Annotated in this window: 6 protein-coding genes and 1 other RNA gene; 1 reads left to right on the forward strand and 6 read right to left on the reverse strand. The window is 46.0% G+C overall.

The window, feature by feature from the left end:
* Positions 1-311 precede the first annotated feature (311 nt).
* From rnc to QUB64_RS12465, 6 genes are all read right to left on the reverse strand, one after another.
* Complete coding sequence (gene rnc, locus QUB64_RS12440; protein ID WP_333269396.1) at positions 312-1,034, reverse strand: ribonuclease III; 723 nt, start codon at positions 1,032-1,034, stop codon at positions 312-314.
* A 300-nt stretch (positions 1,035-1,334) separates the two neighbouring features.
* An RNA gene (rnpB, locus tag QUB64_RS12445) (RNase P RNA component class A) lies at positions 1,335-1,769 on the reverse strand.
* A gap of 338 nt (positions 1,770-2,107) precedes the next feature.
* Positions 2,108-3,277, reverse strand: coding sequence for a magnesium/cobalt transporter CorA (gene corA / locus QUB64_RS12450; protein WP_333269395.1), 1,170 nt, complete (start codon positions 3,275-3,277; stop codon positions 2,108-2,110).
* Positions 3,278-3,770: 493 nt separating this feature from the next.
* Positions 3,771-8,006 (reverse strand): PAS domain-containing protein, encoded by a 4,236-nt coding sequence (locus tag QUB64_RS12455; protein ID WP_333269394.1) that lies wholly within the window; start codon positions 8,004-8,006, stop codon positions 3,771-3,773.
* Positions 8,007-8,562: 556 nt separating this feature from the next.
* Positions 8,563-10,254 (reverse strand): chaperonin GroEL, encoded by a 1,692-nt coding sequence (gene groL / locus QUB64_RS12460; RefSeq protein WP_333269393.1) that lies wholly within the window; start codon positions 10,252-10,254, stop codon positions 8,563-8,565.
* Between the two features lie 295 nt (positions 10,255-10,549).
* Positions 10,550-10,711, reverse strand: a complete 162-nt coding sequence (locus QUB64_RS12465; RefSeq protein WP_442921653.1) for a hypothetical protein — start codon at positions 10,709-10,711, stop codon at positions 10,550-10,552.
* 18 nt (positions 10,712-10,729) lie between these two features.
* Between QUB64_RS12465 and QUB64_RS12470 the strand changes: the two genes are divergently transcribed.
* Positions 10,730-12,478, forward strand: coding sequence for an ABC transporter ATP-binding protein (locus QUB64_RS12470; RefSeq protein WP_333269391.1), 1,749 nt, complete (start codon positions 10,730-10,732; stop codon positions 12,476-12,478).
* Positions 12,479-12,609: the final 131 nt, after the last annotated feature.

Raw genomic sequence — 12,609 nt, forward strand, 5'->3', positions numbered from 1 at the left:
GCATAATTGGTAATTATTGGATATCTTTGAATCCTAAAAAATGCCAATTCCAATCCCCAATCCCCAAGGGTGCATCTCACTTTTGAAGAGGGTGAAGCATGACCGGATATAATTTATTAGTTATAATCTCATATTGACGGAGGTCATGCGATCGCCCCTACAAACATATTTGGTTGCAGATGCACTCAATCCCCAATCCCCAATTACCAATTACTTAATTACCAATTACCAATTACTAATAACCAATAACCAATAACAACTGTCACAGGTCAACTGACAACTGTCACAGGTCACAGGTCAACTGACAACTGTCACAGGTCACAGGTCAACTGACAACTGACTAATTTATTGAAAGCTGCCTGAGCCGCTGCTTGTTCCGCCGCTTTGATCGATCGACCTTTTCCCTCTGCTACCAACTCTCCCTGAATCCGAACCTCGGCCGTAAAACGATCCTCGCCGCCCTGTACTGTCCCCGTTTCTCGCACGCTATATTTGGGTAAAGTTTTGTATTTGCCTTGAGTCAACTCTTGGAGAGCAGCTTTGTAATTTTGGCGGGCCGGATCGCTGCGAATTTCCGCCGCTAGACGTTGAAAGTGACCATCTAACCAAGGGCGAATTAATTCTAACGTCTGGGCACTCAAATAAAGGGCGGCGAGTACGGCTTCCAAAGCATCGGCCAGTCTGGGCTCGGCGCCTGTTTTGTCTGCGGCGGCGCTGCTGGAAACAATTAAATAGCGATCGAACCCGTAACTTTCAGCGATTTTAGCAAGAATGCGATCGCTCACCAAGATCGATCGAATAGCAGCAAACTCCCCCACACTACAGTCGGGATAAATCTCAAACAACAATTCCGACGCCGCCAGCCGCACAACAGCATCGCCGACAAACTCTAGCTGCTCATAATTTGCCTTAGCAGACGCGCTCGCATGAGTCAAAGCTAAATCGACGAGATGCCATTTTATCGAAGCATCTTTCGACAGTCCCAACTTTTGAATTAATGTTTCAAGTTGCTTTTGGCGACCCGGATAAATCATAGGATTTTAGATTTTAGATTTAGGATTTAGGATTGGGCATTGGGCATTGGGCATCTTGCCCGCTCGCGAAGTCGAAGGGTGGGCATTGGGCATTGGGCATTTAGGTTTTATTATAATAAAAATCTGAATTTCTATTGCTGATGAATGTCCGGATTTCGATCTGGAATAAAGTAGCATTATTTATTGACAACAATATCAATTATATTTTAATAAAAAAGCTTTTTATTGAAAAACTAAATGTTCCGTTACCCAAATATTTCTGCGGGTGCTTAGGGGATCGCCTTACCGAAAATTTGGAGGGGAAAAAGTCGGACATAAGCCGGGTTCTGTTATCTCAACTGCAAGCAGTTTTCGACGGCAGTTATCTATCTGGGACGCCTGTTACCAGACGCCTCAAGCGGTACCAAAGAACGGAACTGGTAAAAAACCAACCGTAGTTCCTCCGACCTTGCTCCCAACCGGGGTTTACCTAGCCAGCACCTCTCGATGCTGCTGGTGCGCTCTTACCGCACCTTTGCACCCTTACCCCCTAACAACTTTGCGATTTTCAATGCTCGATTTTTGATGCCATCTCAAATCTCCAATCTCCAATCTAAAATTGGGGGGCGGTATCTTTCTGTGGCACTATCCTCACGATCGCTCGCACTGGGCGTTACCCAGCAAGTTTGGTTTTTCGGGAGCCCGGACTTTCCTCAGACAAGCTTTCGCTAATCCGCAACCGCCTGCGCCTACTTTTCCCCCAAATTTATTGTACCTGAACCGAGCGATTTTAGATTTTAGATTTTAGATTTTAGATTTTCAATTTTAGATTTACTTGCAGCATTGCATCTGGGAGCTTAAGGATTTTTGATTGATGATACCAGGATTTATGACACGGCTGCAACCAGGGGCTAGAAACCCGGTTTCTGAGTGTATTTCTCGTGACTCAACACAAAATCTCGTATAAACCGGGTTTAGCAAGGTCAGTGCGGGTGCCACAGTTGCATTTTTTTTCAACTGGTATAACAAACATATCAACGCCGTGTCCCGAAAAAGGTCGTGAATCGCGATCGCATTTGATATAATTTCCGAGTTCAGTCATCTTTCAGAGTAGAAAAATTCTCAAACCAGCCGCGCCGCCAAAAGAAGTAAACTAAAGTAGAGGCGATCGCTATCATCAGCCCCCAACAAAGCGGATAGCCAAAATACCAATTCAGTTCTGGCATATTCAACGGTGATTTCTCTGTATTAAAATTCATCCCGTATACTCCCGCCACAAACGTGAGAGGAATAAAGATACTAGAAATCACGGTTAGCAGTTTCATGATTTCATTCATTTTATTGCCAACCGAAGACAGATAAACATCCATTAAACCCGAAGACAACTCTCGATAGGTTTCCACCATATCCATCACCTGCACTGTGTGATCGTAACAGTCGCGCAGGTAAACTCGCACCTCTGGACTAATCAAATCACTGCCATCTCGAATTAGCGTATTAATTGCATCCCGCTGCGGCCAAATGGCGCGGCGCAGCGTCAGCAATTCTCGCCGGATTTTATAAATCTTTTCAAGAGTTTTTCGAGTAGGGCGCACCACCACTTCATCCTCTAACTCTTCAATCCGCTCTCCGTAAACTTCTAATACAGGGAAAAATCCATCTATGATTGAATCTAGGAGAGTATAGGCCAGATAATCTGCTCCGTGCTTGCGAATAATTCCTTGTCCTTTACGAATGCGATCGCGCACGGGGTCAAAACAATCATAGTCCGGTTCTTCCTGAACCGTTAACAGGTAATGCTTGCCCAAAATAAAACTTACTTGTTCTTTGTGAAAATTATCTGAATTAGGCTTAATCATCACCATCCAAGCAATGATTAAAATGTGTTCTTCATAGTCTACAACTTTCGGTCGCTGAGGAACATTAACCACATCTTCTTGAGCCATCACGTGCAAATTAAATACTTCGCCCATTTGTCGCCAAGTTTCTTTGTTTCCCAATCCCAACATATCAACCCAAGAAACAGATGCTGTATCTAAATAGGCAGCAGCTTCTTGAGGATTTACCAATTTTTTGGGGCGAGTAGCTCCTGTCTCGCAATAGTCAATTAATACAAGGTCGGGAGGCGGTGCATCGGGTTCTAAGTCGAGAGTTCCCGGCAGCGCCCCCGGAGCGTCATAAAAATAGTCAACGTAGGAATCATCATCATCTTTAATTGGTTTTGTAACTGCACTAGAAGTATGTATGCTTTTGTTGTATACCATGTCTAGATTCCTTACTTTTAGTATCTTTAATTAGGTTATCATTCTTTTTGTACAACTACCAATTAAGCATGGTATGAATAAGCTTAACTATGACTTGCCCACCAGGTCTCAGAAACCCGGTTTCTTTGTATAATTATCGTCTCCCAATAAATATCTTATAAGAAACCGGGTTTCTTTGCCTCCGCTCTATTAAATATGTTTGGAGTGAGTCTATCGTTGCAATCGTAGAATATGAGATTGCTTTCCTTGGGTTTGCTACGCTAACGCTACCGCTCGCAATGACACCATATATATCCGATGACCAATGACCACCCTTCGACTTCGCTCTGGGTAAAATGACCACCCTTCGACTTCGCTCTGGGTAAAATGACCAATGACCACCCTTCGACTTGCTTCGGCTACGCGGTTATCGAGCGAAGTCGAGATACAGCACCAGTCGCTCTGGGTAAAATGACCAATGACCAATTACCAATGACCAATTACCAATTCCCAATTATCTTTGCTTAATTGGAATCTCGATCGCAAATTCAGTTCCCCCACCAGGCGTGGAAATGCAGCGCAGCGCGCCCCTGTGTCTCTCCACCACAATCTGATAGGAGATAGACAGTCCCAAACCAGTACCTTTCCCTACTGGTTTGGTAGTAAAAAACGGGTCAAATATCCGATATTTAACAGACTCTGCCATTCCCGGGCCGTTATCCGAAATGGCGATCGCCACCCGATTGTTCTCCAAAACCTCCGTGCGAATCCGAATCGAAGGCAATGCGTCGTAAACCAAAGGTAAACTCGGAAAATTTTGCGCTTCCCCATCCGTTGCACTCGCCAATTCCAACTTTCTATTTCTGACATCAGCTAAAGCATCAATAGCATTATTTAAAATATTCATAAACACTTGATTTAACTGTCCGACGTAGCACTGTACGGGTGGCAGTATTCCATATTGTTTAACTATTTCAATCGGGCGATTTCTGCCATTTTCTTTAAGCTTGTGTTGCAAAATTAACAGAGCGCTGTCAATTCCTTCGTGAATATCAACACGCTTAATATCTGATTCTTCCAGGCGGGAAAAGTTGCGCAAAGACAGAACTATTTCGCGAATTCTATCGGCTCCGGTTTGAATAGAATTCAGCAGGTGCGGGAAATCCTCTTTCATGAATTCCATTTCTATTTGCTCGGAAAACTCCGAGATTGCCGCCACAGGTTCCGGGTAATGTTCTTGATACAAACTGCACAGTTGCAGCAAATTTCTAGCATACTCGTTAGCGTAAATTATATTACCGTATATAAAACTTACAGGATTATTAATTTCGTGAGCAATTCCCGCGACTAGCTGTCCCAAACTCGACATTTTTTCTGCTTGAATTAGTTGAGCTTGAGTCTGTCCTAATTGTTTCAATGTTTGCTCTAGCTCGCGATTTTTATGTTTTAATTGAGATTCGGCTTGTTTGCGCTTGGTAATATTGCGGGCGATGGCGATGGCTTGATTCGAGTTAAAAGGCAGCAATCTCGCTTCATAAGTTTCTTCTCCTGACGGCATGGTTAGCGAATACTCTAGATTAACTGGAGTTCTGTTTTCGGCAACTTCAAGAATAGCCTGCTCGAACTGGCTAGCGGCGGTTGGTGGCAATATATCCGTCATTCGTTTGCCAAGAAAATAGTCGTAACTCACGTACAAATCCGCAGAATTTCCTGACAAGTAATCCAAAATAATGCCGTCAGCATTGAGGCGGAAATATAAATCCGGCAAAGCCTGAAAAACAGATTCCAACTCGGAAGTTTTTTGGCGCAATGCTTCTTGGGCGTAATAGCGATCGCTAATATCCAAAATTACCCCATCCAAACAGGAAACGCTCCCATCGGCGTCGAACACTGGAGAACCTTTATCCCACACCCATTTAACCGTGCTGTCTGCTGCTAGCAAGCGGTATTCTAAATTATAAGACTGTTTATTTTCTATTCCTTGCCGAATAGTTGCTTCTACTTTTGCCAAATCTTCGGGGTAAATAATGCTAGCAAAAGTTCTGCCTTTGCCGTCCAAACGCGAAATGAAATCCCCAGCCTGGTAGCCCGCTAGTAAGTAAATTGCCTCGCTAATAAAACTTGTTGAAAAATCGCAACGCCAGCGATAAACCACTCCAGGAATATTAGCAACCAAAGACCTAAATCTGGCTTCACTCCTGCGCAAAGCTGCTTCCGATTCATGGCGTTTTGTAATATCGTTAGTAAAACCTAGCACTGCAAATATATTACCTTCAGCATCGCGCAGAGGGACTTTTTTGGTGTCTAAAATATGTATTGAACCATCAGCAACAGTTGCGGCATCGCAGGGATTGTGGATGATTTCGCCTGCCAGTACAGCAGAGTCATCTGTGCGAAATCCTCGGAGATTTTGTGCGGAATTTCCAAATACTAGCTCTTCTGAAAATCCTAATTCTAAATCTGATTTGCCAATTATTTCTTCGACTGTTTTACCGATCGCTTCGGCTAAACTCTTGTTTGCCAAAATATAGCGAAATTGTTTGTCTTTGGCAAAAATCCAGTCGCTGGTTTTGTCGATTACCGTGCGCAGCAGTTGTTCGGAACGTTCCGTTTGTGCCAAAGCTACTTGCAATTCTACTTCCAGACACTTGCTGGCTGTAATGTTTTCAAATGCAACGCCGACGGAGTTGTTAGGTAATGGAAAAGCTTTAATAGAAAAAGCGCGAGTTATTCTGCCGGATTCATCGCAGTCAATATCTTCCACTTCCACAGCTTTTTGGTTGCGAATTACTTCAGCAAATGCTTGGGGAATGTTTTTCGATCGCCAATCGGGAAAAATCTCATCGATTGTCATCCCCAAAACGTCGGCCATTTCTAGCCCGGTAAACCGGGTAGCAGCGGGATTGGAGGCGATCGCCCTCAAGGTGGTATCATCGTCTATATTTTCCAAATGGTAGACGTACAAACCAATTTGCATATTCTCGACAATTTGGTCGTAGAGGCGCACGCTTTCGTCTACCTGCCTGCGTTCGGTGATATCTTCTGTAATCCCCAAAACGTACTGAGGATGACCGTGAGCGTCGAGAATTGGCACTTTGCGGGTGTGCAGTATTCTCATACCTTTGTGGCGAGTTTGGATCGGCTCTTCGGCTATTTCTTTAACAGTAGATTGGTTGTGATGACTGGTCAATATTTCCCTGTCTTGAGCGGTGAAAACATCAGCTTGTTCTTTCGGGTAAATATCATAGTCATTTTTGCCGATCGCCTCTTGAGAGGTAACACCTGCGATCGTTTCTCCCGCTTTATTCCACAGTACAAATTTCAGCGAAGAAGCATCTTTAGCAAAAACTCCCACCGGCAGATTTTCTACTACAGAATTGAGGAAGCCTCTAGCTGATTTTAATTCAGCTTCTGCGCGCTTGCGTTCGATGCCTAAAGCGATGACATCGGCAACCGACGCTAAAGTTTCCTGAAAGGGTGCTGTCAGAGGCTTGCTGCTGATAATTACCATGACTCCCACCAGCCTTTCTTCGACAATTAAAGGGTAGCCGGCGAAGGTAATAATTTGCTGGGTAATTTGGCAATTTCCCGGATGTTGACGGCTGTTGATAATGGCTAATTCGGAACAGTATGCCGCTGTTGCTTCCCCAGATTCTTCCTCTGGGATTCCCAAATTATTTAGTTCAAATCCGCAGTCAAATTGCGGTTGTTTCTGTTGGGCGATCGAGTTAACCTTATTTTGAATAAAGCTAGCCCGATCGTCTGTGCGGCTGTAGATTCCCGAGGCTGCTTGCAATTCCAAAACATTGTATTGAGAGTTCAAAGTCCAAATTTCAGCAGAGGCGACATCGAGATTTCGCACCATTGCCTCGCAGCAGGGAAGCAGGATATCTTGAGGGTGTTTGGTGAGGGCAATACCGACATCGGCTACCATTGCTGTGAGTCTAGAAGCTTGGGCTTTTTCTGCTTCCAGCCGTTTGCGATCGGTGATATCTTCTACCAAAGAAAGCACGGTAAAAGTGTCGCCACTGCGAATAATCGAGTTGAACCAGCGACACCAAATTACCTGTCCGCATTTGGTTTTATTTTGATTAATTGAAGTATTGCCGGTGCCGGAGGCTAGTTCGAGTTCGATCGCACTTACAGCCTCTCGATCTTCCTCGCAAACCAAAGCCAAATCGCCGAACTGCTTGCCCATCATATCATCAGATGTCCAGCCAAAGATTTCTTCAGCGCGTTTCGACCACTGAACGATCCGAAAATCTTCATCCCAGCCTACCATTGCCAGGGGACTGTTAGCTGCATTCAACCATAGTAAATGGTTCGAGCGGCGCAACTGTTGAGTTTTCTGCTGCTGCCAGCGGTAGTGCCTGGTGATATCTCTACCGACGCCCAAAACCCGCATCTGATTGCTCGCGGCATCCACCGCTGGCGTGTAAGCCGTTTCGTAAATTTTAATCCCGCCGTCTGCCGCCGTCACCTCATGAATTGCCAGCTTTTTTTCCCCTGTTATAAATACTTGTTGCAGGCAGGAATCAATCTGCGAGATTATGTTTTTCAGAGCAGCATTATTGGGATATAATTTTAATAATTCCTGATGAGTTTTGTTGACTATTTCAGCAGGCTCCAATCCCATCCAAGCAGCAGCTACAGGATTAACAGATAGGTATTTTTGCTGTCGATCGCACTCTAGGAAAGCATCAACAGAGTCAGAGAAAAAAGACTGTAACGAGTTGATAACTTCCTGCATGGGTATTTTTTGATCACTTGCAAGTTAAGCTTTAAATTTTTCCTAAAGTTAGTTTAACCCACTCAAATATTTTTGCGCACTTTAACTGCTGCGGTTCCCGGTGCAATTTTCGGCGCAATCCCCTATGATACAAAAATTTTCAGGAAATAGTATTTTTCGGAATATAACTTAATTAGAGCAGATGCTCTTTTTTTTAACAAGACGCATCGGATACAAAAGGAGAAGAGGGAGGGAGAGGGGGAGATGAGGAGATGGGGAGATGGGGTGCACACATTAGTGTCAACTCAAGGCTGGAACCATTGATAAATCTCGCTTTTATCCGAGGTGAGATCCCCCTCGCATCCCCCTGATTGTTGGGGGACGAAAGAGCGCTTCCGGTTCCCCCCGATCCTCGGGGGGCTAGGGGGGATCGGACTTAGGTCGGGGGACGAAAGAGATCTTCGGGTTCCCCCCGAGGATCGGGGGAGTAGGGGGATCTTCCTGCGGGGGGATCGGAGGGCTTAATCGTCAAACAGCAGTCTGGCAATACATTAGACGTTAAGTTGACAATAATGGACTACATCATGCCCATGCCGCCCATGCCGCCCATGCCGCCCATGCCGCCCATGCCGCCCATGCCGCCCATGCCGCCCATGCCGCCCATGTCGCCCATGTCGCCGCCGGCTTTTTTCTTCTCGGGTTTTTCGACAATCACAGCTTCAGTGGTCAAAACCATACCAGCAATGGAACCGGCATTTTGTAAAGCCGATCGCACAACCTTAGCCGGATCGATAATTCCAGCAGCAATCATATCTTCGTACACGTCGGTAAGAGCATTGTAGCCAATGTTCAGCTCGCTACCGCGCACTCGCTCGATCGCGATCGAACCTTCAACGCCGGCATTATCAGCAATTTGACGCAAAGGAGCTTCCAAAGCCTTAGCAACCAAGTCAGCGCCAATTTGCTCTTCAGCGTCTAAAGTGCTTCTGATAGCATCTATTTTTGTAATCAGGTGAATCAGCGTCGTACCGCCTCCAGCGACGATACCTTCTTCCACAGCAGCTTTAGTAGCGTTGAGAGCATCTTCAATGCGCAATTTGCGGTCTTTGAGCTCGGTTTCGGTAGCTGCGCCTACTTTAATTACAGCAATACCGCCAGCCAGTTTGGCAATGCGTTCGGTCAATTTTTCGGTATCGTAGTCAGAATCCGTTGCTGCTAGCTGCTTGCGGATTTGCTCGATCCGTGATTTCACGTCAGCTTTGTGTTCGTCGCCAGCGACAATGATGGTGTTTTCTTTGTCGATCGTAATTTTGCGAGCGGTACCGAGCATTTCTAGTGTTGCGGTATCAATGCTGAGTCCGACTTCTTCAGAAATCAGTTGACCGCCGGTGAGAACGGCGATATCTTGTAACATGGCTTTGCGTCGTTCGCCAAAACCAGGAGATTTGGTAGCTGCGATGTTCAACACACCGCGTGCTTTGTTAATTACCAAAGTTGCCAAAGCTTCACCTTCAATATCTTCGGCGATAATGATCAGCGGTGAACCGGTGCGGGCGACTTTTTCAAGAAGCGGAATTAGTTCTTGAATGGAGTTAATTTTTTTGTCGGTAATCAGGATGCGAGCGTTTTCATACTCAACTTCCATGCGATCGTTGTTGGTGACGAAATACGGGGAAAGATATCCGCGATCGTACTGCATCCCTTCGACAACTTCCAATTCTGTCAACAGAGATTTGGACTCTTCAACAGTAATGACGCCATCTTTGGTGACTTTTTCCATGGCTTGAGCAATCATGGCGCCGACTTCTTCGTCGTTACCGGCGGAGACCGTGGCGACCTGAGCAATGGCAGAGCCTTCGACTGGTTTCGCCAATTTGGCGATTTCTAGGACTAAATGGGCGATCGTTTTTTCAATCCCCCGGCGCAGTGCGACTGGATTTGCGCCTGCTGCGACATTCTTCAAACCTTCGCGAATCAAGGATTGAGCAATCACCGTAGCGGTGGTGGTGCCGTCGCCTGCGATATCTTTAGTTTTGGAGGCGACTTCTTGAATTAAGCGAGCGCCAGCATTTTCTAGAGGATCTTCGAGTTCAATTTCCCTAGCAACGGTGATACCATCGTTAACGATTTGGGGAGCGCCGAATTTCTTTTCGAGTAGGACGTTCCGACCTTTCGGGCCCAAGGTAATGCGGACTGCATCGGCGAGTTGATTGACGCCGCGTTCCAGTGCCCGCCGAGATTTGTCGCTAAATGCAACTATTTTGGTCATGTTTGTCTCCTTGCGCTTACATTAGCAAATTTAGCACTCTCTGACTCTGAGTGCTAAGTCGCTCGACTTTAGATTGTAGCGTGCCCCTCAGGAGTGTGGGGGCTGGCGGGGCGGATTTGGGGGAGCAGTCCGGGTGAGAGTCGAAGACGGCACTGCGCTTTCCCCGCAGATATAATGTGATTTGTGCTATTTCGGGCGATCGGCTTTTGCCTCAGTCCCAAACCCAATTTTGATAGCCCGTCATCCCAAAGCACAAGTTTCCTTCAAAAAATTCTTAACTTCCGCCGGCAGTCATCTACCTTCTGATAGAGATTCCTTCTCCCTTCTTTTTACCTTGAGTGAAGCCTTTCATGCCCAATGCCCAATGCCCCATGCCCCATGACCCATGCCCCATGCCCAATGCCCCATGCCCAATGCCCCATGCCCAATGCCCCATGCCCAATGCCCCATGCCCCATGACAACTGACATAACATAATGGCTCGTTATTCTCGACTGCAAAAACTCGGTTCTTATATGCGCCCGCACTGGAAACCCACATTTTGGGGCGTTTTTTCGCTATTAATTGTCAATGCTGTGGGCGTTTACATTCCCCTACTGATTCGGAATGCAGTTGATACTCTCCAATTTGCGACTAAATTTGACCAAGTTTTCAACTACGTGCTGCTGATTCTGGTACTCGCCTCAATTATGTGGGGAATTCGGATGGCGTCGCGGATTCTGCTGTTTGGCGTCGGGCGTCAAGTCGAATTTGACCTCAAACAGCAAATATTTAATCATTTATTAACATTAGAACCGTCTTATTTTGCGGCCAATACAGTAGGGGATTTAATTAACCGCGCCACTTCCGATTTAGACAATATTCGCCGCTTGGTGGGTTTTGCAGTGCTGAGTTTGGCGAATACAGCCTTTGCTTATGCTTTGACTTTGCCGGTGATGCTGGGGATTGATGTACGGCTGACGCTGTTGGCGATCGCAGTTTATCCATTTATGCTAGTTTTGGTGCAGTTATTTAGTGACAAACTGCGCATTCAGCAGTTAGCCGTGCAAGAAGAACTATCGGCAATGAGCGATTTAATTCAAGAAGATATGAGCGGGATATCCGTAATTAAAATCTACGCTCAAGAAGAAAACGAACGCCGCGCTTTTCGCAATTCTAACGCACAGTTGCTATCAGCAAATTTGGAATTAGCAAAAACTAGAAACTTTATTTTTCCGCTGCTGGGAGGTTTGGCAAGCATCAGTTTGTTGGTGCTGCTTTCTGCGGGTGGTGGCGCAATTGCTAAGGGCGAAATTAGCATCGGCGATTTTGTGGCGCTGCTGATTTATGTCGAGCGTTTAGTGTTTCCGACGGCGCTGTTGGGTTTCACTATTACTGCTTACCAGCGCGGAGAAGTCAGTGTCGATCGCATCGAATCAATTTTGACTGTGGAACCTAAAATTAAGGATGCTCCCGGTGCAGTTGAATTGCCAACTCCAGTCAAAGGCGAAATAGTCGCTCGCAATTTGAATTATACCTATCCCGGTGCTAAGATACCCGCGCTCAAAGATGTCAATTTTACCATAAAACCGGGCGAAACAGTCTCAATTGTTGGGGCGATCGGTTCTGGCAAATCAACCTTAGCTAATGCCCTGCCGCGCTTGCTGGATATCGATGCGGGTGAGTTGTTTGTAGACGGACAGGATATTACCGAGGTGAAGTTGAGGGAGTTGCGCGGGGCGATCGCCTACGTGCCCCAAGAAAGCTTCTTATTCGGTACTAGCATCAAGAATAACATCCGCTACGGCAATCCTTTAGCAGAAGAGCCGGAAATTGAAGCAGCCGCCAAACAAGCCCAAATCCACCCCGAAATCCTCAACTTTCCGCAACAGTACAAAACAGTTGTCGGCGAGCGCGGCATTACCTTATCTGGGGGACAGCGGCAGCGGACAGCATTAGCTAGAGCCTTGTTAGTTGATGCTCCCGTGCTAATTTTAGATGATGCTCTTTCCAGCGTTGACAATCAAACTGCTACCGATATTTTGCATAACTTAGCAACCGGAACCGATCGCAAAACCGTAATTTTCATCTCGCACCAGATGTCCGCTGCTGCTAGTGCCGATCGCATTTTCGTCATGGACAAAGGAGAAATAGTGCAAAGTGGCACTCATGCAGAATTGGTACGGCAACCAGGGCTATATCAGTATTTGTGGAATCAACAAAAACTAGAAGAATTGCTGCATTGAGCTGATAGATAGTGCAAAACAGGTTCGTAGTGAGGACTTCAGTCCTTCTTAACCCAGGTTCGTAGTGAGGACTTCAGTCCTTCTTAACCCAGGTTCGTAGTGAGGACTTCAGTCCTTCTTAACCCAGGTTC

The organism is Microcoleus sp. Aus8_D2, assembly GCF_036702665.1.
Lineage (GTDB): Bacteria > Cyanobacteriota > Cyanobacteriia > Cyanobacteriales > Microcoleaceae > Microcoleus.

Coding starts and splice junctions, on each gene's coding strand:
- groL (WP_333269393.1), bottom strand. CDS start 10,254: ATGACCAAAATAGTTGCATTTAGCGACAAATCTCGGCGGGCACTGGAA.
- QUB64_RS12465 (WP_442921653.1), bottom strand. CDS start 10,711: ATGGGGCATGGGGCATTGGGCATGGGGCATTGGGCATGGGGCATTGGG.
- corA (WP_333269395.1), bottom strand. CDS start 3,277: ATGGTATACAACAAAAGCATACATACTTCTAGTGCAGTTACAAAACCA.
- QUB64_RS12470 (WP_333269391.1), top strand. CDS start 10,730: ATGGCTCGTTATTCTCGACTGCAAAAACTCGGTTCTTATATGCGCCCG.
- rnc (WP_333269396.1), bottom strand. CDS start 1,034: ATGATTTATCCGGGTCGCCAAAAGCAACTTGAAACATTAATTCAAAAG.
- QUB64_RS12455 (WP_333269394.1), bottom strand. CDS start 8,006: ATGCAGGAAGTTATCAACTCGTTACAGTCTTTTTTCTCTGACTCTGTT.